This is a genomic window from Bradyrhizobium sp. 930_D9_N1_4 (assembly GCF_052076015.1).
Classification (GTDB): Bacteria; Pseudomonadota; Alphaproteobacteria; order Rhizobiales; family Xanthobacteraceae; genus Bradyrhizobium.
Genome location: NZ_CP197236.1, coordinates 499659 through 523300, shown reverse-complemented (window position 1 = coordinate 523300; position 23642 = coordinate 499659). Strand labels below are relative to the sequence as shown.

General features: G+C 63.7%; 19 protein-coding genes. 10 read left to right on the top strand and 9 right to left on the bottom strand.

The features are described 5' to 3' along the window. Positions 1-77 precede the first annotated feature (77 nt). Entirely contained in the window at positions 78-1145 is a 1068-nt protein-coding gene (locus tag AB7532_RS02465) for a LysM peptidoglycan-binding domain-containing protein (RefSeq protein ID WP_441233251.1), read from the bottom strand. A gap of 151 nt (positions 1146-1296) precedes the next feature. Between AB7532_RS02465 and AB7532_RS02460 the strand changes: the two genes are divergently transcribed. Together AB7532_RS02460 and AB7532_RS02455 are read left to right on the top strand one after the other, a co-directional pair. Continuing rightward, positions 1297-1989 carry a hypothetical protein gene (locus tag AB7532_RS02460; RefSeq protein WP_441233250.1) on the top strand — a complete coding sequence of 231 codons (693 nt, stop codon included), beginning with the start codon at positions 1297-1299 and terminating at the stop codon, positions 1987-1989. 116 nt (positions 1990-2105) lie between these two features. Then, the gene (locus AB7532_RS02455) at positions 2106-4769 is read left to right on the top strand and encodes a bifunctional diguanylate cyclase/phosphodiesterase (RefSeq protein WP_441233249.1); all 2664 of its coding nucleotides are present in this window, start codon (positions 2106-2108) and stop codon (positions 4767-4769) included. Positions 4770-4772: 3 nt separating this feature from the next. Here the strand turns inward: AB7532_RS02455 and AB7532_RS02450 are convergent, their stop codons facing one another. The 3 genes from AB7532_RS02450 to AB7532_RS02440 form a co-directional block, all read right to left on the bottom strand. Next, the gene (locus AB7532_RS02450) at positions 4773-5450 is read right to left on the bottom strand and encodes a hypothetical protein (protein ID WP_441233248.1); all 678 of its coding nucleotides are present in this window, start codon (positions 5448-5450) and stop codon (positions 4773-4775) included. Positions 5451-5709: 259 nt separating this feature from the next. Continuing rightward, complete coding sequence (locus tag AB7532_RS02445) at positions 5710-6885, bottom strand: PepSY-associated TM helix domain-containing protein (RefSeq protein WP_441233247.1); 1176 nt, start codon at positions 6883-6885, stop codon at positions 5710-5712. Positions 6886-6938: 53 nt separating this feature from the next. Continuing rightward, a complete protein-coding gene (locus AB7532_RS02440; protein ID WP_441233246.1) occupies positions 6939-9200 on the bottom strand; it encodes a TonB-dependent receptor in 2262 nt (753 codons plus the stop codon). Positions 9201-9537: 337 nt separating this feature from the next. On the opposite strand from AB7532_RS02440, the gene AB7532_RS02435 reads away from it, so the two are divergent. Both AB7532_RS02435 and AB7532_RS02430 read left to right on the top strand, forming a co-directional pair. Then, positions 9538-10227: an aspartate/glutamate racemase family protein gene (locus AB7532_RS02435; protein WP_441233245.1), complete on the top strand. Its 690-nt coding sequence runs from the start codon at positions 9538-9540 to the stop codon at positions 10225-10227. A 90-nt stretch (positions 10228-10317) separates the two neighbouring features. Further along, positions 10318-11889, top strand: coding sequence for an eCIS core domain-containing protein (locus tag AB7532_RS02430; RefSeq protein WP_441233244.1), 1572 nt, complete (start codon positions 10318-10320; stop codon positions 11887-11889). Positions 11890-12057: 168 nt separating this feature from the next. Here AB7532_RS02430 and AB7532_RS02425 read toward each other — a convergent pair whose 3' ends face one another. After that, positions 12058-12180 carry a hypothetical protein gene (locus tag AB7532_RS02425; RefSeq protein WP_441233243.1) on the bottom strand — a complete coding sequence of 41 codons (123 nt, stop codon included), beginning with the start codon at positions 12178-12180 and terminating at the stop codon, positions 12058-12060. 28 nt (positions 12181-12208) lie between these two features. Next, a complete protein-coding gene (locus tag AB7532_RS02420; RefSeq protein WP_441233242.1) occupies positions 12209-12385 on the bottom strand; it encodes a hypothetical protein in 177 nt (58 codons plus the stop codon). Between the two features lie 183 nt (positions 12386-12568). On the opposite strand from AB7532_RS02420, the gene AB7532_RS02415 reads away from it, so the two are divergent. The 3 genes from AB7532_RS02415 to AB7532_RS02405 all read left to right on the top strand — a co-directional run bounded on the left by AB7532_RS02415 (position 12569) and on the right by AB7532_RS02405 (position 15172). Further along, the gene (locus tag AB7532_RS02415) at positions 12569-12706 is read left to right on the top strand and encodes a hypothetical protein (RefSeq protein WP_441233241.1); all 138 of its coding nucleotides are present in this window, start codon (positions 12569-12571) and stop codon (positions 12704-12706) included. A 142-nt stretch (positions 12707-12848) separates the two neighbouring features. Beyond that, positions 12849-13964 carry a lactonase family protein gene (locus tag AB7532_RS02410; RefSeq protein ID WP_441233240.1) on the top strand — a complete coding sequence of 372 codons (1116 nt, stop codon included), beginning with the start codon at positions 12849-12851 and terminating at the stop codon, positions 13962-13964. 320 nt (positions 13965-14284) lie between these two features. Further along, positions 14285-15172 (top strand): efflux RND transporter periplasmic adaptor subunit, encoded by an 888-nt coding sequence (locus AB7532_RS02405; RefSeq protein WP_441233239.1) that lies wholly within the window; start codon positions 14285-14287, stop codon positions 15170-15172. Positions 15173-15360: 188 nt separating this feature from the next. Here AB7532_RS02405 and AB7532_RS02400 read toward each other — a convergent pair whose 3' ends face one another. Further along, positions 15361-16209, bottom strand: coding sequence for a caspase family protein (locus tag AB7532_RS02400; protein WP_441233238.1), 849 nt, complete (start codon positions 16207-16209; stop codon positions 15361-15363). 424 nt (positions 16210-16633) lie between these two features. On the opposite strand from AB7532_RS02400, the gene AB7532_RS02395 reads away from it, so the two are divergent. The 3 genes from AB7532_RS02395 to AB7532_RS02385 all read left to right on the top strand — a co-directional run bounded on the left by AB7532_RS02395 (position 16634) and on the right by AB7532_RS02385 (position 20667). Beyond that, the gene (locus AB7532_RS02395; protein ID WP_441233237.1) at positions 16634-18361 is read left to right on the top strand and encodes a hypothetical protein; all 1728 of its coding nucleotides are present in this window, start codon (positions 16634-16636) and stop codon (positions 18359-18361) included. Between the two features lie 275 nt (positions 18362-18636). After that, a complete protein-coding gene (locus AB7532_RS02390; protein ID WP_441233236.1) occupies positions 18637-19377 on the top strand; it encodes a thermonuclease family protein in 741 nt (246 codons plus the stop codon). 102 nt (positions 19378-19479) lie between these two features. After that, a complete protein-coding gene (locus tag AB7532_RS02385) occupies positions 19480-20667 on the top strand; it encodes a pyridoxal-phosphate-dependent aminotransferase family protein (RefSeq protein ID WP_441233235.1) in 1188 nt (395 codons plus the stop codon). A gap of 178 nt (positions 20668-20845) precedes the next feature. Here AB7532_RS02385 and AB7532_RS02380 read toward each other — a convergent pair whose 3' ends face one another. After that, positions 20846-21949 carry a hypothetical protein gene (locus AB7532_RS02380; RefSeq protein ID WP_441233234.1) on the bottom strand — a complete coding sequence of 368 codons (1104 nt, stop codon included), beginning with the start codon at positions 21947-21949 and terminating at the stop codon, positions 20846-20848. Next, positions 21949-23385, bottom strand: a complete 1437-nt coding sequence (locus AB7532_RS02375) for an MBOAT family O-acyltransferase (RefSeq protein ID WP_441233233.1) — start codon at positions 23383-23385, stop codon at positions 21949-21951. The genes AB7532_RS02380 and AB7532_RS02375 overlap by 1 nt, the downstream gene beginning before the upstream one ends. Between the last annotated feature and the right edge of the window lie 257 nt (positions 23386-23642).

The window sequence follows — 23642 nt, the reverse complement described above, 5'->3', positions numbered from 1 at the left end:
TGACGCGCGTGGGAACCAAATGTTCCGAACGCGTACAGGTCAAAGCGTCGCGGCGCTGCTCCCTTGAGAGAGACCGCTCACTGCGCCTTTTGCGGCAGCACGAACGTCTGGCCGGGATAGATCAGATTGGGATTGTGGATCTTGTCGCGGTTGGCGTTGAAGATCACCGCGTAGCGGTTGCCGTCGCCGTAAGCCAGCCGGCTGAGGGTCCACAGGCTGTCGCCGCGCGAGATCACCCGGCTGCCGGTCTCTGCGGGGGCCGTGGTCAGGATGTCGGCCGGCGACGCCGATGCGACTGTCGTGGCCGCGGGCACGACCGGTGCGCGCGCCATGGCACGGGGCTTCGGTGCCCCCATCAACCTTGGACGAGCAGCGTGCTTGTCAGGCACTGAAGCAAGGCGCGGCGACGGCAGGGACGCCACGACATCCGATTTGTCGTCGGGCTTCTCCGGCTGCCTCGCGACCGGCGCGGGCCGCACGGGCGGCGGAGCCAGCTCGGCGATGGTCACCGGCATCGTGCGGGCGGATTGCGTGACGGTGCCGTCGGGCGCTTTCGCCCGCAGGGTCAGTTCATAGGAGCCGGCCGGAAGCTGCGGCGGCATCATCACGAACTGGCCGGACGCATCGGCCACCACCGTATCGAGCGGCTTGCCCTCGCGCAGCAGTTCGACTTTGGCGCCCGGCGCGGCCTGGCCGGCAATCACCGCCGCCTCGCCATGATCGCCGACGCGTCCCACGTCGAAGCGCGGGCCGGTGTCCGTCGCGGCGGGCTGCGGCTTGACCGGCGCGATGTCGGCCAGCGCCGCAACCTGCTTCTGCGTCTCGGCCAGCGCATCGGCTTTCGGCGCGGGGGCCGGAGCAGGGGACGTGGCTGGCGCGGGCGGCGCGACGGCGGCGAGCTTTGGTTCGTCCGCCTTGGTCTCCGCCTTGGTCTCGACCTTGGGTTCTACCTTGGCCTCGGGCTTCGCGGCCACCACAGACTCAGGCTTGGTTTCAGGCTTGATGTCCGGCTTCGCAACCGCCGCGACCTCAGTCTGCGCGCCGCCCGGCAGCAGGCGGCGCAACTCGGCGGGACCGATCACCAGCACGGTGCCGACCACCGCGAGCAGACAGAATGCAAGAATGGCCTTGGTAGCGGTGATCATCAGAAACCAGCCCTTGGATCGCAAATCAGCCGAAGGCGGCAAATTGCGCCGATTTGGCCACGGCAGCAAGACAGTCGATCGGATGAACCGGCGCGGCCCTGCCGGAGTCAAACGGGCGAGGCCGCATCGCGGCATATTTTGAGGATTTTCCGTGACGTCGTTGTTCCGCACCGCGCCATGGCTGGCGCTCGCCCTGATCCTGGCTGCCTCCCCTGCGCTCGCGGCATCCGGACCACCGCCGGGATTCGTCCTCACCGACGATGCCGATCTCGCCTTCACCTCGCCCGACGGCGCCACCAGGCTCAAGCAATATATGAAGGACGGCGGTGATTGGGACGTCAAATGGCAGGTCTGGGCGCGACGCGGCGACCAGATGACGGAGCTGAAACCGGAGCAGGGCTATGGCGCCGGCTTCCGCTTCACCAATGACTCGCAATGGCTGGTGCGGATGCAGAAGACCGGCTCCGGCGAGCAGGACCTGTTTCTCTACCATGTCGAGAACGGCGCTTTCGCAAGCGCCACGAAGACATCGCTCAGCGATCTCGCCTGGGCCTATTTTTACAGCCGGCCCGACACGAAGAAGATGAAGCTCGACTACCACATCTCGGCCAATCTGGTGAAAGGCACCGAGGAGGCCTATCGCGCGCTCGGCGTCGCATGGCCCGACAACCGCTACCTCGTGATCTCGCTGTCCGGCGAGATGGACAAGCATCCGAAGAACGTCGCGGTGAAGGGGCTGGCCGACTGGCGCTGCCGTTATGATCTCAAGACCGGGACCTTCGATGTGCCGGCGATGTTCGCAAAGGGGAACGCGGACGCGCTGAGGTGGGAGATCCGACGGTGAGCGCCGGCGCCCGGGAACCAACTGCCTGATTTTACACCGATTCATATTCTCCTAACCCTTACTGGTAACGCGCTCTTGTCGGTTTTGCTGCATCTTGCATCCCACGGGAGGGCTGGATGGGCGCATCAATCCGATGGACCACGCGCATGCGCGCGCTGCTCCGCCGTTGGCGGGGAGCACCGCTGACGTGGCTGATCGTCGGCGGCTTCGTGCTGATGGTCGCGATGGCCATCGGCACCGCGCTCACCGTCGACCGCTTCCGCCAGAATGCAATCGAAAGCGGCCGCGACAGCCTCGAAAACTCCGTGCGCATGCTCGCGCGGCATTTCGATCGCGAGTTCGAGGATTTCGCGGTGCTCCAGAAGAGCATCATCGCGGAACTCGAAAGCCATGGCATCGAATCCGCCAACGTGTTCCGCAGCGAGATGGGCACGCTCGCGATGCACGAGGTGCTGCGCACCAAGGCCAGCGGCTGGTCCGACGTCGCCGGCGCCAACGTGTTCGATGCCGCCGGCATTCTCATCAATTCGTCGAAGCGCTGGCCGGTCGCGGACATTTCGGTCGCCGACCGCGGCTATTACAATCGCCTCAAGATCGACCCGGCCTCGCAGGAGGAGATCGAGGTCGTGCCCGGCCGGTTCGGCAACGGACCTGCGATCGTGTTCGCGCGGCGCGTCACCGGTCCGCATGGCGAGTTCCTCGGCATGGTGTCGCGGGCGATTTCGCCGGAGCAGCTCGAATCCTTCTTCGCCTCGGCCGGCCTCGGCGAGGAATCCTCGGTCGCGATGCACCACCAGAACGGCCAGTTGCTCGCGCGCATCCCCCATGTCGATGCGATGATCGGGCAGAACTACCGCAAGGGCTCCCCGGAACAGAAGGCCGTGTTCGAGCGCACCTTCGTCACGACGCAGCTCGCAAGTCCGATGGACGGCAAGGACCGCATCGTCGCCTCGCGCATGCTGACCGGCGAGCCGCTGGTCGTGGTTGCGACCAAATCGCTCGACGCAACGCTCGCCACCTGGCGCACGCAAACCAAATTCTTCGTCTTCGTGGCCGTGCTGTCGATCGGCCTGCTCGTGCTCACACTCTATCTGATCTTCCGCCAGATGACGCACCGCCTCTCGGTCGAGAAGCAGCGGCTCGACACGGCCTTGAACACGATGACGCAGGGTCTCCTGATGTTCGATCAGGACGAGCGGCTCATCGTCTGCAACAGCCGTTACATCGAGATGTACGGCCTGTCCGCCGATGTGGTGAAGCCGGGCGCCCATTTCCGCGACGTGATCCGGCACCGCTTCGAGACCGGCTCGTTCCACGGCGACGTCGACACTTACTGCGACGGCATTCTGGACAGCGTCGCGCAGACGCACAGCGTCGTCGTCGAGACGGCCGACGGCCGCCTGATCGAGATCAAGAACCAGCCCGGCACGGTCGGCGGCTGGCTTGCCACCCATGACGACGTCACCGAGCGCATCCGCGCCGACGAGCGCATCGCGCACATGGCGCATTACGACGCGCTGACCGACCTGCCCAACCGCGTGCTGATGCGTGGCCATCTGGAGCGCCGCGTCGCGGAGCTTAGCCAGGGCCAGCCGTTCGCGATCCTCTATATCGACGTCGACGAGTTCAAGGGCGTCAACGATTCGCTCGGCCACGAGGTCGGCGACGAGCTGCTGCGTCAGGTCGCCAACCGGCTGCGCGCCTGCGTCAGCGGCAACGATCTCGTCGCCCGTCTCGGCGGCGACGAATTCGCCATCGTCAAGGCCGGCACCCGCGACCCGGCCGAGCTGACGGAGCTTGCGGAGACCATCCTGAAGGCGCTGCGCACGCCGGTGGATTGCAAGGGCCAGGACATCCCGACCGACGCCAGCATCGGTATCGCAATCGCGCCGGATCACGGCGACAATCTCGACGATCTGCTCAAGCGCGCCGACCTGGCGATGTATGCGGCGAAGTCCGAGGGCCGCCGCACCTTCCGCGTCTTCGTGCCCGAATACGACGCCAAGGCGCGGCTGCGTCGCCAGCTCGAGCTCGATCTGCGCCAGGCGCTCGCGCGCGGTGAATTCGAGGTGCATTACCAGCCGCTGGTCGATCTCGCGGCCGATGTCGTCAACGGCTGCGAAGCGCTGCTGCGCTGGCGCCATCCCGAGCGCGGCATGATCTCACCGGCCGACTTCATTCCGGTCGCGGAAGAGACCGGCCTGATCGGCGAGATCGGCGAATGGGTCTTGAGGCAGGCCTGCACCGAAGCAGCAAGCTGGCCCGGCGACATCCACGTCGCGGTCAACGTCTCGCCGGTGCAATTCCGTTCCAGGACGCTCGCGCTGAAAGTCGCGGCCGCACTCGCGGAGTCGGGCCTTGCGCCCGGGCGGCTCGAGCTCGAGGTCACCGAGACTGTCCTGATCCGCGACGACGAGGAAGCGCTGACGATCCTCCAGCAGCTGCGCGAGCTCGGCGTGCGCATCGCGCTCGACGATTTCGGCACCGGCTATTCCTCGCTGAGCTATCTGCACCGCTTCCCGTTCGACAAGATCAAGATCGACCGCAGCTTCATCAGCGACATCGGCCAGTCCGAAGATTCATCGCCGATCGTGCAGGCCGTGGTGCACATGGCCGCCGCCCGCCACATGGCAACGACCGCCGAAGGCGTCGAGACCGAAGCCCAGCGCGAGGTGCTGCGCCAGCTCGGATGCAGCCAGATGCAGGGCTGGCTGTTCAGCCCGGCCGTGCCGGCTGCGAAGCTGAAGCAACTGCTGTCGGCGCAGGCGAAGGCGGCGTAGCCACTAAATTCGCGGGTGCCCCTTTGGCGCGCGAGACATTCGCCTCATCGCGCCGTTTTCGTAATAGACCGTCCCGTCCGCCGCCGCGCGGTCGCTGAATTCAGCCGCGAAGGCGCGGCCGATATCGTCCTGCTCGACCACGCCGAAAGATCCGGGAATGAGACGCCCCAGCCAGGCGACGTAACCGGGGGTGTGAACATTGCCTGCGATGATCCCCGGGCGAAAAATCGCGAGGCGCCGGAAGCCTGTCCGTTCGACTTCCTCTTCCTTCAGGCCCATGACCCTGACATAGCGGATCCTGCTTTTCGAGGTGCTGCCCACCGCCGAGAGCAAAGCAAATCGCGTGATGCCGCCGGCACGACAGCCGCGGGCAAAGCCGCCGACGATGCCGATTTCAAGGGCGATCAGGTCTTGCTCGCTCCAGTTCCGGCTGCCTTTGCCGACGCCGACACAACACGCCCCGTAGACGGGATCGCCTTGCGCGACCATCTCCTGCGCGAGCTTTGTCACCTCTCCCGAAAAACTGGCATCTGCCGTGTCGAGGATCACCTGCCGCACGCGGGGATCGGCGTTCGGAGAGGCTGCCTTGCGATTGACCATGACGATCTCGGCGCATGACGGCTCCGCCGCCAGCGCTCGCATGACGGCATCTCCCACTTGCCCGGTGCCGCCGATGATCAAGACACGAAATGCCATTCTATCCCTTTTTCTCACGACGTCAGAGTTGCACGTCCGCTCGCTGATTTTTCCGGGCGCTTGGGCGGTCTGCCCGCCTTCAACGCAAACCTGATCACGGCGATCAAGGGCGCGGAGATAGCAACCCAGCAAAGCCCCCACCAAACGCCACCTCCGCCGAGAAGAGCGGACAAGAGTCCGAAGATGATGAGCACGCCGAAAATCAGCGGCGGTGTCCAAATGCGCCAGGCGGTCTGAGAACGCCTCATTCGGCGGCCTCGCCGACCATGGTCGCCGAAGCTACGCCTCGCGCGAGGCTGGCCTGGCTCTGCCGTCCTCTCCTCAGCCACAAATAGATCCCGGTCGAAAGAACCATGATGGTCGCGATGTCCAGAAAAGCCCAAAGAATTTTCAGCGGCAAACCGCCATAGTCTCCGAAATGGAGCGGTCGAGATACCTGGAGGGCGAGCAGGTACCAGGGCATTTTGACCTGGCCTTCGAGATGGCCGGTTTTCGCATCAACGAGAACCGCATTCCTCAGCCTGGATGTCAGGGTGTCATCGCCGCGCATCCATACGATGTAATGGGTGGGCGTTCCGAACGGCGAGCCGGGGTATATGACTGACATTGGATTCATGTGCCGCACCGTTGTCGCCGCCACGTCGAAAGCGGCCTGGGGCGAAGACAGCTCGGATTCAGCTGGCGTCGGCCTTCCCTTGTAGCGATTGAGCATCGCCTGCACCTCGCTCTTCTGCCAGAGCGCGAATATCGGCGTGGTCAGCTCGTTGATAACGCCGGTAACGCCCACGACCAGCATCCAGGCTAGAAGGATCACACCGACCATATTGTGATAGTCCAGCCATTTGGCGCGCGAACGATCGGTGCGGATCGAGCCAAATTCGAGCTTGCGCATGAACGGGCCATAGACGACGCCCCCCGACACCAGGGCGATCACGAACAGAGCGGCCATGCCGGCCATGAACAGTTCACCAGGCAGGTCCGCAAACAGGTCTTTATGGAGACGCAACATGGTGCCCATAAAAGTTACATCCGCCTGGTTGATGGGCTTGGACTGCTTCAACGGCTCGGCCGTTCTCGAATCCAATCGTATCGCGTGGCCGACCTTGCGATTCGCCGCGTAAGCTTCCAGCGACGGAGCCATGAAGACGATTGCTTTCGGCTCGTCATCATCGACGAATATCGAAAGGATCGTTTCGCTCGGGTAGAGCCTGCGGGCACTGGCCGCGAGCGTATCGAGACTCGCATTTGCCGTCCCCGGCGGGACGTTCGCGTACGGCAGTCCGTCGTAGAGAAAATCGTTGATCTCGTCGCTGAACACGAGCGGCAGCCCGGTCACACAGACGACGAGCAGGAACACAGTGCAAACCAGGCTCGACCACTTATGAACCCAGAGCCAACGACGAAGAGCCGCACGCGTCATGATGTTCCCCGCAAAGAAGAAGGGGCCCGAAGACCCCTTGGAGCCGACGATCTCTAAAAATCGAACGTCGTGGAAACCATATAGGTTCTGGGAGCGCCGAGCACCAAGCCATAGGTCGGCGTTGCCGCTGCCCAATACCCGGTGTTCGCGACATTGATGACATTGGCGCGAATGGTGACCGGCTTGCCTCTCAGATCGAACGTGTAGCGCGCACCGAGATCGAAACGCACCCAAACGGGAATCTGCTGGCGGTTGGCGGCATCGTAATATTGCTCGCTTGTGTAAATCGCGCGGCCCGTCAGCGTGAGACCGCGAAGGAACGGCGTATCCCATTCGCCGCCGATATTGAGCTGAATGTCGGGCACGCCGGGCGCCGTGTGCCCGTCGTTTGTGCCGCCGGCCGTACGCACGAGCTGACCATTCAAGAAGGTGACGCCGCCCAGGATTCGAATGGACTCCGTCACCTCACCGGTTGCGTTGAGTTCGAGGCCACGATTTCGCTGCTGCCCGTCCTGGGTGTAGGTATTCGTCGCCGTATTAACGGCCGCGCTCGGCTGCGTTATCTCGAAGAGAGATGCTGTCGTGATGACACGGCCCCAATCGACCTTGACGCCCGTTTCGACCTGCTTGGAGATATAGGGCGACAACACCTGATTTTGGTTTGCGTAGCCGATTGGAACGGTCAGGCCCGGTTGCAAGCCCTCGATGTAGTTGACGTAGAGCGACACATTCTGAAGCGGCTTCACCAGCAACGCCACGGCCGGCGTGAACGCATCCTTGGCGTAATATGAGGTTTGTGCTCCGGTCGCAGTACTGAAGCCGGCGGATTGAATTCGCTGCTGCCGGCCGCCAAGGGTCAGCTGCACCCGGTCATCCAGCACCGACATCGTATCCGACACGGCACCGGTCGAGGCATGCAACACGCTGCTGAGCTTCGGATCGATCAGCGCGTAACTCGGCGCGGCGGTGTAGGTGGGATTGTAGAGATTGGAATTGATGGTGGCGACGACCGGAAATTGGCTACCCGACCAATCGTCGAGCTTGGTCCCGGCCAGCGAAACCCTGTGATCGATGACGCCGGTCGAGAACCGGCCGCGAATGCCCACTTCCTGTGAGGAGTCGTCGCGGAAGACAGGGAAATTGTACGGCGCCTCGACGAGGTTTCCGTTCGCGTTGTTGATGGTGGCAAAGCCCGTGAGCAGATAGTCGCGATTTCTCCGGCCACCAACCGCCGCGTAGACGGTGAAATTATTGGTCAGATCGTATTCGCCGCGCCATGCGCCGTAGATGTCCTGAACATGGGCGTAAGTCCATGGCTGGAACCAGTTCGCGTCGGCGCTCGGCGCCTTCGGCACGGCCACCCCCGCTCCAAGATACGTCGGCCGGAGTGGCGATTGGGTATTTTGATTCTGATAGCCGAGGTCGAGCGACGTCCGGAAGCGTTCGCCGCGATAATCCAGCCCGACCGCCGCATTGCCGAGCTCGATCGACTGGTTGTTCGTCGAGGTGTCGCCGTTGCGATAGCTGCCGTTGAAGCGAACGCCCCACTCCTTGTTCTCGCCATAGCGGCGACCGACGTCGATTTGCGTACCGAAGGTGCTGTTCGATGAGTAAAGCCCCGTGATACGGGTTATCGGATCATCGGTTGCGCGCTTGGGAACGATATTGATCGTGCCGCCCACACTGCCGAGTGGCGGCAGGCCGTTCAGAAATGCGCTCGGGCCATTCAGAACTTCAACACGATCGACAGAGTCGGCCGCGAACGACAGGCCCGGAACGACGCCGAACAGGCCATTGAAGCTGAAGTCCCAAGGACTCACCGGAAAGCCGCGGATCATGAGAGCCGACGTATAGCTGTTGTCGGCCCACGTCGTTCGTATCGACGGATTGTTGTAGAGAACGTCGACGACCGTTCGCGCCTGCTGATCCTTGATGAGCTTGTCCGTATAATTGACCTGACTGAACGGCGTATCCATCACGCCGCGATTGCCGAGCAGACCCAGCTGGCCGCCTGTCGCGACCTGCCCGCCTGCGTAAGGCTTCGGCGCCCCCATCGTACTGGTCGAAGGCGCGGCGTAAGCGGCCGCCACAGCCGGTGCCGCGACAGATGTGGCTCGACGGGCGGCGGCACGGCGCGCACTTGCAGACCGATTGGGCTGAGCGGCGCGCCGGGGCGCCACTTGCGGTGCATCAACGGTGACGGGCGGCAAAGCCGACTGCGCGAGGGCAGTGCTGGTCAGGAAGTCATCCAGCGTCAGAGACAAGACACTGGCGGCACCGAGCAATAGAATTTTCTTGTTCGAGTTTCTTGACACGCGACGTCCTCAATTCCAATCGGCCGCAGTGTTCGCAGCCCCCGGATTTTTTTGCCGGACCCCGCCGGCAATTGCATCAGAACGAGGCCTGGAAGGCATCTAAATCGTGGCGATTGAAAAATGCATGTGACTTGGAAAGCACGATTGGACGTCGAGCCTGGTCGCGAATGAATGAGCTTTGAGCAACTGATGGATTCGTTCGACGCCGCGGCCGTCGCGTTGCAGACTGTTCCCGGGAAAAACAGGACGCTGCTTCTTGTCGCGAACAGATCATTCAGAAATAATCTGAAACAAACGTACCAACGTTATTGTATCAAACATTCATCGGAGCCGCGGCATGCGAACCATTGGCCTGATTGGCGGCATGAGCTGGGAGAGCACGGCGCTCTATTACAAGCTCATCAACGAGCGAGTCCGCGATCGCATGGGCAAGCTGCATTCGGCGCCACTCCTGATGTACTCCTACGATTTCCAGGAGATCAAGGAGATGCAGTATGCCGGCCGCTGGGACGAGGCGGCGGCGAGCCTCGCGGAGGTCGCGCAGCGTCTTGAAGGCGCCGGCGCGCGTGCGATCGTGCTGTGCACCAACACGATGCACAAGCTGGCGCCCGACATCGTGTCGCGCGTGACCATTCCCTTCATCCACATCGGCGACGCAACGGCAGAGCGTATCAGGGCCAAGGGCTACCGGCGGGTCGGGCTGCTCGGCACCAGGTTCACGATGGAGGAGGACTTTTACATCGACCGGCTGCGGGCGCACGATCTCGACGTCCTGGTTCCCGCTGCCGACGAACGGGCGGACGTGAACCGCATCATCTACGACGAGCTGTGTTTGGGTCTCGTGGAAGCGCCTTCGCGCCGCCGCTATCAGGAGGTGATGGCGGCGCTCGTCGGCCGCGGCGCCGAGTGCATCATCCTCGGCTGCACCGAGATCACGATGCTGGTCGGCCCCGGCGACACCTCGGTCGAGACGTTCGACACCACGGCCATTCACGCCGAGACGGCGGCCGACTTCGCAATCAGGTGATGGGGAGCGCGCCTGAACGGATTGACGGGCGGCGATCCCGCCCATAGACTTTTGCGAGGGTGGAGTTGTTCTCTCGACGAGAGGTCGAGCATGAAAACCTTCGCGCCTAAGCCGGCTCGGCCGCAACAGGCATCACCGCATTTTCAGCAGTCGAAAGCGGCGACGCCGCTATCTGGCCACAGCGACCGCTCTGCTTCGGAGCTGCGCACGAACAGCCCTCCGGAGCAGGCCCCGGCGCAGCGCGCTGATGGCGATTTCAGCCGCATCCCGCTCCATGCGGTCCCTGGAACAACGCCCGCACAAGACCGTGCCGATACATCCAATCTTCGCGAAAGCTATCTCAAAGGCGATCATCAGCGGGCCGTTTCCATTGTTCGGTCCGGCAAGGGGGCGGGCCGCCCGCTCGCAAGCGATGTGCATGACCGGATGAAGGCGCATCTCGGCCGCGACTTCAGTCAGGTTCGAATCCACAACGATGCGTTTGCCGGACGGGCCGCCTCGTCGCTCGAGGCCAACGCCTTCACGGTTCGCGGCGACATCTTCTTCGGCGCGAACATGTACGCGCCCGGCCAGCCGCGTGGTCTGCGGCGCTTGGCTCACGAGCTCGCCCACACGCTCCAGCAGCACGACACGGCACCGCCTCCGACGGCCCGGGAGATCGACGCCATCGAGCGACAGGCCGAGCACGCCGCGTCATTGGGGATTCATGGCGGGGCGCAATTGCTGGCGGCCGGGCTCTGCGTGCTCCGCGAGCCGACCCAGCCGCGCGCCACCACAGCCGACGACATGGAGAAGGAAGTCAGACGTGTCCTCGCCCTGAAGCGCGACACGAAATCCAAGGACGAAACCACGCGGCTGTGGTCGCAGGTGACGTCGAACTTCCCGAAGGGCGAGACCGCGGGATCGCTGGCGCGCAAGACCTGGACCAACATCTTCCTCAAGCATTTCGTCGAGCCGGACCAGACCGAAGGCGTCGTTGAAAGCGCGCACGCGCGTTACTTCTTTTCGCGCAAATACGGCTGGGTCGACGCCCAGCACTTCTACGGCTTCATCGATTTCGCCGAGCAATTCCACCGCGGCAACCCGAAGAAACTCGAGAAGGCCTTCAAGAAGTCGACGGAGAAGGGCCTGAGCATCGAGCAGACGCAATGGACGGTGAACCAGCTCATGGACCGCGACCCGTCGACGATGGATTACAAGGACGCCGACGATTGGAAGAAAAAGGAGGACAAGCGGGACCGCGACCTGATCGGCGCGCGCCACAATGTCCTCACCGAGATGGCTTCTCCCTTCGAGGGGATGCTTGACGTACAGAATCCGGTGATTGAGCTTCTCATGCTGCTCGACGACAAGCAGAAGGAGAAGTTCTGGATCGACATGGCCAAGTCGGCCTTCACCTACGAGGATTTCGAATCCAACCAGCTCGGGACGCGCTTCTATTTCAAATACGGGATCAAGATCAACGGACTGCCGGAAGGCAAGCGCGCCGCCGCGTTCGAAGCCGATCTGCACGCTTTCTTCAAGGAGATCGAGGTCGAGAACGACCCGAAGGTCGTCGCCGAGCAGGCCAAATCGCTGCCGGGAAAGGAGCGCTTCAACGCGCCCAAGACGACGGAAGACAAGGTCCGCAAGCAGTATCCCGATCTGTTCAAGCTGCCATGATCACCGGCCGCGCGACGTTTCGGTCGGCCGGCGCCGTCATCGCGCCCTCGTCCCGCCGGGGACGAGGCCCGGAAACGGAGGCGAATCCAGACCGGACCTCGGACCGCTGACATCACCGTGAGGCGATGCAACGATCGGATGACATAACGTCCCGGAAGAGCGGAAAGTTCACATCAGCCGTTTTGCGGCGCGCACTTCCGCGATTTCGGAATCGGGATGGCTGACGATGGTGGCGACCCAGATGCCGCTGATGATTAGCGACCAGGCGGTGTTCCAATAAATCCAAAACATCAGCCAGCCTCCGGCTCAAGACGCGGCGCTATTTTTGCTTGGTCTGCGGCGAGCCGCGATCGGTTTGACCGGTGTGGCGCTTTGCCACGACATCCTCGTCGCGCTCGCCTTCGCGCGGACGCGGCGGCGGCTTGGGCTGGCCTTTCTGGCCGCCATGCTTGCCGCCCATGTCTTGCTTGCCTTCGAGGTCATTTTCACGGGGCATGCGGGGTCAATGCGCTGATGCCGCATTGGTTCGAAAATTCGCCACGGTCTTCATTTGTGCGCGACCTTCATTTGTGCACGGTCTTCCCCTGTGCAGAGATTTCTCCTGTGAACGAGTTCATAGGAGTCTCGCCGTTTGCAGTGCACGATCGCGGGCGCCCCAACGATGGACGGATTCGACTTGATGCGGAAGCGGCTTGTTGCCTGGACTCTCCTCACCTGTGCGCTGCTTGCGGTGACCGTATGGGGCCTGCTCGGGACCCCCGACACGGCGTCCGGCCTGCATCTGCCGTCCCGCAGCCTGACGGCGGCGGCGCGGTAGGTATCTCCTTCACGCGAAAACGCTTTGGCAACCGATACAATTTCGGCATCGATCGATCCCAATTGGAATTTGGTGCGGCGGCACGGCTGCCGCTATCCTCCCCGGCAAAACGACAATGCCGCACCGGCACAGGAGGAGACCCATGTCGACACCCATCCACCGCATCGCGCCGCGCACGGCGATCGCCACCGCCTTCGCCTTGTTCGCCCTCATTTCTGGAGTTCGCCCCGGCATGGCCGAAACCTTCGCCTATGTCGGCAATGCCGACAGCAACGACATCAGCGTGTTCAAGCTGGCCGACAACGGCGAGATGACGGCGGTGCAGACCGCCGCCTTCACCGGCGTCGAAAAGCCGGGATCCTCGACACCGCTCGCGATCACGCCCGACCACCGCGTGCTGATCGCGGGCGTTCGCTCGCAGCCTTTCCAGGCGGTGAGCTTTGCGATCGATCCCAGGAGCGGCCAGCTCAGCCCGATCGGCAACGGCTCACTCGCCGACAGCATGGCGAATATCGCGGTCGATCGTGGCGGCAAATTCCTGTTCAGCGCCTCCTATGGCGGCAACAAGGTCGCGCTGAATCCGCTCCAAGCCAACGGCGTCGCGGCCGAGCCGAAGCAGGTGATCCCGACGGGGCTGAATGCGCACGCCTTCCTGCCCTCGCCCGACAACCGTTTCGTGTTTGCGACCAATCTCGGCTCCGACCAGGTGCTGAGCTTCACGTTCGATGCCGCCGCCGGCACGCTGGCGCCGAACGATCCGCCGGCGATCAAGGTGCCGGAAAAATCCGGGCCGCGGCACTTCGTGTTCCACCCCAATGGCAAGTTCGTCTACCTGATCCACGAGCTCAACGGCGATGTCGCGGCGTTCTCCTATGAAGCAAAAAGCGGCGCCTGGACCGAGATCCAGCGCACCACATCCCTTCCGGAAGGTTTTTCAGGAAAACCCTGGGCGGCTGACATCCACATCACGCCCGACGGCCGTTTCCTCTATGCGTCCGAACGCACCACCAACACACTCACCGCCTACAAGGTCGATGCGGCCAGCGGCAAGCTGACCACGATCGGCAGCGTGCCGACCGAGAAGCAGCCGCGCGGCTTCCACATCGATCCCACCGGACGCTACCTCGCCGCGGTCGGCGAGCTCTCGGACAGCATGACGGTCTATGCGATCGACCCGAGCAGCGGCGCGCTGGGTAAGCTGAAATCCTATCCGACCGGCAAGAAGCCGAACTGGGTGGAGTTCTTGAGCCTGCCGTGAGACGCTTTCTTACCCTCCCCTGGAGGGGGAGGGTCGCTAGGCATTGAGCGAAGCGAAATGCATAGCGGGGTGGGGTGACGGTCTCTCCCCATCCAACAATGCCCGCGTGGAGAGATTACCCCACCCCGCTCGCGCTGCGCGCGATCGACCCTCCCCCTCCAGGGGAGGGTAAGAAGCGAACCTCTTCGCTTTTGCAGCGACTAATTCAACAAGCGGCGTCGCGCCGCCTGCGTTGCGGCAATCTCATCCGGCCGGCCCATGGTCCCCTGCGCGCGCTTCTGCTATCGATGAGGCCGTCAAGGCCCCAACCGGAATGACCGATGCGTCCATTGCCTGCGCGTTCCTTTTCCCCAAAATTCGTTGCGCTCACCGGACTGCTGTTGCTGTCCGCCCCGCTCGCGCGCGCCGCCGATGACGACGCGCCCAAGGGGCCGGCGGTCACGGTGCTGAAGGTCGCAAAATCCTGCTTCTCCGACATCGTCGAGGCCACCGGCACGATCATCGCGCGCGAGGAGACCTCGGTGCGGCCCGAACGCCCCGGCCTGAAGGTCACGGACCTGCTGGCGGAAGCGGGCGATACCACCACGGCCGGCCAGGTGCTGGCGCGGCTGGCGCTGCCCGAGGGCGGCACGCTTCAGGTCACGGCGCCCGTGGCGGGCGTGATCGCGACCTCGACCGCGCAGATCGGCAACCTCGCCTCGGCCAAGGGCGAGGCGCTGTTCACGATCGTGGCGCGCAGCGAATATGATCTCGTCGGCCTGGTCGCGACCACCGATATCCGCAAGCTCGCGGTCGCTCAGCAAGCAACCGTGCGCATCGCCGGCGCCGGCGATCTCGACGGCAAGGTGCGCCGCATCGGGCCGACCGTGGAGCCGAACATCCAGCAGGGGATCGTCTATATCGGCATCTCCTCGCAGAAGCGGCTGCTGCTGAATGCGAGCGGACGCGCGCTGATCAAGGTCGGGCAGAGCTGCAACGTCGCGGTGCCGCTGACATCAGTGCAATATTCCTCCGCCGGCACCGTGGTGCAGGTGATCCGCCGCAACCGCGTCGAGACCAAACGCGTCGAGATCGGCCTGATGTCGGGCGGCAATATCGAGGTCCGCGACGGCCTCAACGATGGTGACATCGTCGTCGCCCGCGCCGGCGCGCTCCTGCGCGAAGGCGATCCGGTGCGTCCGGTGATGGCCACGGAAGCGGCGAAGTAGGTCTCAGCCTCAACGGTCATTGCGAGCGCAGCGACGATGTGGGGGCAGATGCGCGCTACAACACGCATATCGTAGGGTGGGCAAAGCGGAGCGTGCCCACGTCTTCTATCGAAATGTTGGAGAGATGGTGGGCACGGCGCTTTGCGCCTTTGCCCACCCTACAAGAGCTCGCAAGCCCTCAAAAAAAACTAGCCGCCGGCCTGGTCGAAATGCACGTCTTCGAGCAGCGAGGACGACACGGTCGGGACCTGGTCGCCTTCGCTGGCGCGCGAGATGGCGACGCGGGTCTTGTTGAAGACGCCTTCGGCGCTGCCTTGCGCATTCAGATTGGTGAGGAATTCGCCGACCAGCACGCTGTGCTCGCCCTTGCCGTCGTCGGCGACCTTGCCGGGCGAGGCCGAGGTGAGGATCAGCGCATTGTCGGAGGCGCTGATGGGCGCAAGACCGTGGCTGTAGGAGCGGAAGCGGCGCTCATAGGGATTGCGGCGGGAGGCATCGACGACGACGAGCTTGGCCTTGGCGCCCTGCTCTTTCATCATGTCGAGCACGCCGTCGATGGACACGCCCTGGCGGCGAACGTCGCTCTCCTTCCAGATCACGGCATCGACCGGCAGCATGTAGCTCTCGCGGCCGGCCTGCACGCCGTAGCCGCCGAAGAACAGCATAACGGTGGTGTCGCGCTTGATCCGGGACTTCAGGCGGCTCACGGCGCGGACCATGTCGTCCCTGGTCGCGTCTTCCACCATGTCGACGTCAAAGCCGTTCTTGCGCAAGCTCATGGACAGCGCGCGGGCGTCGTTGATCGACTGCGTCAGCGGCGCGTTGGCGTCGGGATAATGTCCATTGCCGATGACGAGGGCGAGGCGCGAGGTCTGGCCGATCGAACCGGTGACCTGGTCGGTCGAGACGGCCTTGGCGGCATCCAGCGTACGCATGTTGAGGGCAGCGTGCGCCCCGATCACGAGCGACACCGTGCCGATGAGGGCTGCGGCGACCGCGATCGTACGGCGGGAGATGTCGAGCTGCCTTACATTCATCTCGCTTCATTCCTGTCAGTGCCAAAGACCTGCCAAGCGCGCGCACACTGTTTGAGTAGCGCGATAGCGGCTTCAGGTTTGAGGGATTGGCCGGGGATGTGACCCCGAATTGCGCGCAATTTGCGGCGCCGCACCAAACAAACCCTTAACCGGATATAGGCCCCCCGGCAATAGATTGCCCAAAATTAGAGCTAAGCTATTGAAGATACTTACCAATCCTCCAGACCAAAAACGTCCATTCTCGAGCTTTCCCGTACTCTTCCGGGGCTCAATCATGCAGTCCTCATGCCGAGTTTTTCCGTGACTATCATCACATTTGTATTTCCCGCGAATCCGGGTAGCTTTTTCAAAGACTTGCAGGGGGCGGTGGGCGGACGGGTGCGCGCTCGCCGGTCCCGGGCAAGGCCCCGCGACCAGGTATTTCATGAGCTTTCATTATTTTGCCGGCGCCGCCTGCCGGGCGCTGCTGGCGCCGAAGGACGGCCCCTCTCTTTATGACGTCTGCGATCCCGTATTGGCGGGCCAAGCCAGCGGCGATCCGCATCTGGCCAAGTTCTACAAGACCGCGCTCGGCAATCCCGCACTGCGGATACTGCTGCGACGCGCCGGCCTGCCCGAGCTGCGCGATGAGGCCAGGCTGACCCGGCTGCGCGAGGCACTCGCCCGTGCCCGTGACGAGGCCGAGCCCGACTGGGCCGCGGTCGGCCAGCCCGTGGCCGATCTGGTCGACAGTATCGCGCTGGACCATCCGAAGCCGCCGCCGGCGATGTTCACCGGCTCAGCCCCTTCGCAGGTGCAGATCGACGGCGTGATCCGCGACTGCGCGCAGCATCTGCTCGGTTCCTGGCGCAAGAACGGTTTCCTGCCGACCTATGCCGCGTTCAACCTGATCGGCGATCCTGATTTTCGCGGCCGCGAGCTCACCATGGCGCTCACAGGTTTGAACGCGCGCGGCTACAAGAACTCCTCGCTGCTGTTCAACCTCGCCCGCGTCTTCATCGCGCGCTCGCCGGCACGCGCCGTGGTCAATCCGCCCTGGACCGGCATCGCCGAGCCGATGTGGGAGCCGGTGCAGATCCGGCACCGCTCGGCCTATTACGACGCGTTCTTCATCGAGGCGCTGCTCAGTTATGCCGAGACGGGGCTCGCCTCGCCCGCCGAGAAGAGTGCCGCAGAGCGTGCGATCGCCGACATGGTCGATTTCTGCGTCAACATTAGCCGCGAGGAGGTCGAGGGCACCGACGGCGCGCGCTTCAACGTTGTCACCGCGCTGGCCCCCGCCCCGCATCCGCGCTTCTCGCGCTACTTCGCGCAGATCAAGCAGGAGCTCGGCTTCGGCGTCTATGTGCCTGACTGTGACACCACGGCGTGCTCGATCTCGGCTGCCACGCAGGCCGGCTGCACCGATGAGATCATCGACCAGCCGTTGCTGGACTTCTATTCCGGCTACCAGGTGCACGCCGGCGTCAACGAGCCGCGCGTGACCGTGCCGCTCAACGACAATATCGACTACGAGGGCGGCGTCGCGACCTGGATCGACAACCTCAAGGGCGAACGCCCCTATGGCAACGATCTCGATCCGACGCTCAATCTCGACATTCTCGAGGTCAGCTTTCGCAACCTCGCGCGCTGGAAAGTCCTGGAGACGCCGTCGCGGCTCGCGACCGTGCACCGGATCATCGGCTTCCAGAAGCGGCTGGCGGCGAGCGGTGCCTTCGCCAATCCGCGCTCGCACATCTATTACCTGCCGGAGCTCTACAGCGCCTATTTCGGCCGCTGCTATGCGGCCTTCCTGGCGCTGCCGCTCGCGGCGCAGGCCGCGATCGATCCCGACGGCGATTTCGACTTCATTCGCCACCGCGTGCTCTCCTACGTCAAGGGCGAGCTGATGGCCGCGGAGATGAACGTGTTCGACGCGGCGCTGGCGCTGATCGCGCTCGGCCATCTCGGCGCCGACCCGCGCGCCTTCGCGCCCGCGCTGAACGTGATCGTCGATGCCATCGGCGAAGGCGGCCGGCGCGGCCCGTTCCGCGCCTATGAATGGAACAAGATGAAGACGCCGACGCGGATCCTGGTCGGCGGTCCCGAGGTCACGTCGGCGTTCGTGCTGATGGGGCTGGCGATCGCGAAGCGGGCAATGGCGCGGGGGTAGCCCGGTCTCGTGCCCCGGACGCAGCGCAGCGCCTCTTCGGCGGTGCGCTGCAGAGCCGGGGCCCATATCGCCAAAAGCTCGCCCGCGATTTTGTGGGTCCCGGCTCTGCGGAGCGGCGTTGCACGCCGCACCGCGTCCGGGACACGAGAGCGGAGAGCACCCTCGCACAATGACGGGAAGTTGAAAGCCTGTCCGTTAGGCATATGCTGGCCCGGAGGCCAAAAGCCGAACACAATTGCGGGCTCTATCGTCATTTTCATCACACGCGGACCGGCATGTTGCGAAAATTCCTGATTGCGCTGTCTTTGCTCAGCCTATCCTGGCTCGCTCTCCCGACGCTGGCTGAGGCCGCCGACATTACCGGTACGGCAAAGGTCCGCGCCGGCGATTCCGTCGTGATCGGGAACACGCGCATCCGGCTCGGCGGCATCGACGCGCCCGCGGTCGACCAGCTCTGTCTCAACACCAAGGGCGAGCGCTGGACCTGCGGCGTCGCCGCCCGCGACGAACTCGCCAAATATGCCGAAGGCAAGACCTGGATCTGCCATGCCCGCGCGATCGACCGGCGCGGCCGCACCGTGGCGCGCTGCGAGGTCGGCGGCGAGGACATCCAGAAATGGCTGGTGCGCGCGGGCTGGGCGCTGGCCTACACCCGTGTCTCCAAAGATTATGAACCCGACGAGGCCGCCGCGCGCGAGGCCAAGGCCGGGATGTGGCAGGGCGCCTTCATCGCCCCTTGGGACTGGCGCGTGCGCAACAAGAAGACGCAGATTCTCGGCGCCACCAAGCCGCCCGACGGGGCGCATTCGATCCTGCTTGCGTCGGCCTCCGGACCGGTCGCGCCCTCGCCCGACTGCACCATCAAGGGCAACGTCAACACCGCCGGCGAGTGCATCTATCACCAGCCGACCAGCCGCTGGTATGCGCAGATCAAGATGAGGATCAGCAAGGGCACCCGCTGGTTCTGCTCCGTCGAGGAGGCCGAGGCCGCCGGCTGCCGTGAAACGAAGAGGTAGAGCCCCAGCCCTGCGTTTTACGTGCTTTTCTTGAGGATCAGCGCCACGTAGAAGTGTGAATCAGCAACCCATCCTGTTCTCAAGCAACAAGGACTGACAGCAATGACCGTTCGCGCGGGCCGGGAATTTCTGGCCATCCCCGGGCCCACCACGATGCCCGACGAGGTGCTGCGGGCGATGCATCGTCCGGCAATCGACATCTACTCCAAGGAGATGCTCGACCTGACCGAGAGCCTGCTCCGCGACATCTCGAATCTGTTCGCGACCAAGGGCAAGTCCTACATCTACATCGCCAACGGTCACGGCGCCTGGGAAGCCGCACTGAGCAACGTCTTGTCGCGCGGCGACAAGGTGCTGGTGCTGGAGAGCGGCCGGTTCGCAATCGGCTGGGGCAATGCGGCAGCGTTGATGGGCGCCGAGGTCGAAGTGCTCAAGGGCGACTGGCGCCGCGCCGTGCGCCCGAGCGAAGTCGAGGAGCGCCTGCGCCGCGACAAGGAACACACGATCAAGGCCGTCGTCGTCGTCCAGGTCGACACGGCCTCGGGCGTGCAGAACGACATCGAGGCGATCGGCAAGGCCATCAAGGCGGCCGGTCATCCCGCGCTGTACATGGTCGACACCGTCGCCTCGCTCGGCTGCATGCCGTTCGAGATGGACAAATGGGGCGTCGACGTCGCGATGTCCGGCTCGCAGAAGGGCCTGATGACGCCGCCCGGCCTCGGCTTCGTCTCCGCCAATGCGCGCGCGCAGGAGGTGCACAAGAAAGCCAACATGACGACGCCCTATTGGAGCTGGAGCGAGCGCGAGGGCACCGAGAATTATCGCAAATATGCCGGCACCGCGCCGGTGCATCTGTTGTTCGCGCTGCGCCAGGCGATCGACATGCTGCATGAGGAAGGCCTGGAGAACGCCTTCCGCCGTCACAGCCTGCTCGGCGAAGCCGCCCGCCGCGCCGTCTCCGCCTGGACCGAAGGCCAGGTGCTCGGCTTCAACGTCGCCGAGGCCAGCGAACGCTCCAACACCGTGACCACGGTGACCATGAGCAACGGCCACGACCCCGCAGTGCTGCAACGCTATTGCAAGGACAAATGCGGCGTCGTGCTCGGCACCGGCATCGGCGATCTCTCGGGCCAGGCCTTCCGCATCGCCCATATGGGTCACGTGAATGCGCCGATGCTGCTCGGTACGTTGGGCGTGATCGAAATCGGCCTGAACGCGCTGAAGATTCCGCACGGCAAGGGCGGGCTGGAGGCGGCGGTCGCGTATCTCGGTGAAGAGGTGGCGGTGTAATGCGGGGCGGCCAAAAATGCGCTGTCGTCCCTGCGAAAGCAGGGACCCATACCGCGTAATCTATCAATTGGGCGCGGTCGCAATACCGCGCCCGGGCTTCTTCACGACGTGTCTTCGCCAAACTGCTCCCTGGGGTTATGGGTCCCTGCGTTCGCAGGGACGACAGCGGAGTGTTTGGCTACGGCCGCGGCATCCGATACGCCTCGATCTGCGCCTTCAGCTGATCCAACGCCACCAGTGGCGCCTTCGGATCGACGCGATATTCCCCACTCGCCAGCCATCCCAGTACCATCGCATCAATCACCGGCGAGTGATGGATGACGTCACTATAATTATTGAGGTCGTGCGTCACCTCCTTGATCGCGCGGAAATCGTGGAGGCGCACGTTCGGTAGCTGCGTCAGGCGTGTTGCTACGACCGCCGTGAGATCCACGACGATCTTCAGCGTCGCCGGCGAGGCATCGCGCATCGCAACGAATTGCAGGATCGAATAGGGCGGGAAGTAGATGTCGAAGGTCACGTCCGGATGGCGCGCGATCAGGGCGATCGCATCGTGCTCGAAATGCCGGACCATGGCCTCATAGCCGTAGCCTTCGCCGAGGAAGCGGCTGCGCACGGGACTGGTGATGTAGGCGAACGCCGCGAGGGTCTTCTTCGCATTGTAGTCCCGCGCGATATCGAAATCCCGCGGCAGCGCGTAGATGTCGTCGACGTCGGCGAGAGCGAACTTCACCGGCAGATAAGGCGCCGCTCGGGTCAGCGGCTCCCGCAGCGGCGGGATCGCGCGCAGCAGCGCGAACAGGGATTCCTTCGCCATCGCCGCGCTGAACAGATAGGACGCGATGCCCTTGGTCGTCCGGCGGTAAAGATCGACGGAGAGATACGGGTCGGCCTCGATGTCGGCGGCATCGACGAAGCTGAAATCGTCCATCGCCCAGATCACCCGCCGGGCACCGCGATCGATGGCCTGCTCCAGCACAAAAGCCTGCTGGCGCGAATTGGAGCCGGTCATTGCCAGCTTGAGCGCGTGAACATTGAGCGCGCGATCGATGTCGCTCTGGCGGAAGTGAATCGCGAGCGAGGTGCCCATGAAGGCGGTGTCGAACGACTGGCTGCGGATCAGCCCGGCATTCTGCACGCGGGTGTCGTCGGAATAGAAGGCGAGACGCGAGGGACGAAACAATTGCAGGGGATCGACGGCATAGGTGAGCAGTGCCGCGCCGAGCGCGCAGATCGCGCTCACGAGCACAAGAAGCTTCACGCTGGTAAATGTGCCCCGCATCAGAACCGGAAATAGATGAATTCGCTGTGGCTCTGGATGCCCAGAATGCCGAAGGCGAGCACCAGCGACGCGGCATAGAGCACCAGCGGCCGCATGCGACCTGCGCGCAAGGCCTCCCCGACGCGGCGATTGCCGTGATCGTATCCCATGATGTTCTGCGTGTTCGGCGCCAGCCACACCAGCGCGGCATAGATGGACACCATCACCAGCGCCGCGATCTCCTCGCGGCCGAAAACGATATGCGAGGGATCGGCCATCGCATTGAGAATCCGCATGGCCCAATCGACCCGCTCGGCACGGAAGAATACCCAGGCGACGACGACGGCGAGGAATGTCAGCACGGCCCCGGCGATGCGGATTGGACGCGCAAGAGCTGCGGGAATGTTCGGCACCAGCGCATTGAAAGCGTGATTGATACAGAGATAGGCCCCGTGCAGCGCGCCCCAAATGACAAACGTCCAGGCTGCGCCGTGCCAGAGTCCGCCGAGCAGCATCGTGATCAGCAGGTTGACGTAACGCAATACGCGGCCATGGCGGTTTCCGCCGAGCGGGATGTAGAGATAGTCGCGCAGGAATTGCGACAGCGTCATGTGCCAGCGGCGCCAGAAATCGACGATGCTGGTGGCCTTGTAGGGTGAGTTGAAATTGATCGGCAGGAAGATGCCGAACATCAGCGAGATCCCGATCGCCATGTCGGAATAGCCGGAGAAGTCGAAATAGAGCTGGAACGTGTAGGCGAGTACCCCACACCAGGCCTGGTCGAAGCTCGGCGCGCGCGCGTCGAAGGCCAGCGCGACCAGCGGCTGGATGCCGTCGGCGAGGCACGTCTTCTTGAACAGGCCGATCGCGAAGATGATGATCCCGCAGAGAAGGAGATGCGCGTCCGGATGTTTCGATTCCTCCCGCTCGAATTGCGGGATCATGTCCTTGTGGTGGAGGATCGGACCCGCGATCAGATGCGGGAAGTAGGTCACGAACAATGCGTAATGCGGCAGCGCGTAGGCCGCGACCTGGCCGCGATACGCGTCCACCAGGAACGCGATCTGCGTGAAGGTGTAGAAGGAGATACCGACCGGCAGCAGGATGTGGACGGCGACATGCGTGCCGGCCAGCGCGTTGATATTCTCGGTAACGAAGCCGGCATATTTGAAGATACCGAGCACGAGGAGATCGCCGGCGACACCGAGCGCAAGCGTCGCCTTTCGTTGTGACGGAGCAAGCTTCGCCACGATCAGGAGATGACCGACGCCGTAATTGAACGCGATCGAGAGCAGCAGCAGGGCCACGAACTGCCAGCTGCCGATCGCGTAAAAGGCGAGCGAGGCCAGCGCCAGCCAGATCACCGGGGTCAGATTGCTGCGCCGCCCCAGCCAGAAATAGCCGGCCAGCACCACGGGGAGGAACAGCAGGATGAACGGATAGGAATTGAACAGCATCAGGCTGGACCGGCGGCGGGGATGTGGTCCCTCAAAGCATAGAAGGGACGGATCAACAACCCGGCGACTTGGCGCACTCCTTGGCGCAGTGGCGCTGGCAATTCGCGGAAACGGGACGATATAAGGTGGAACACGCCTGCTTCTTCTCCCTCTCCCGGTTCTTACGGGGAGAGGGTTGGGGTGAGGGGCATCTCTCCGCACGCGAGACCGACGAGAGACCTGTACCCCCTCACCCGAATTCGATCTGCGATCGAATT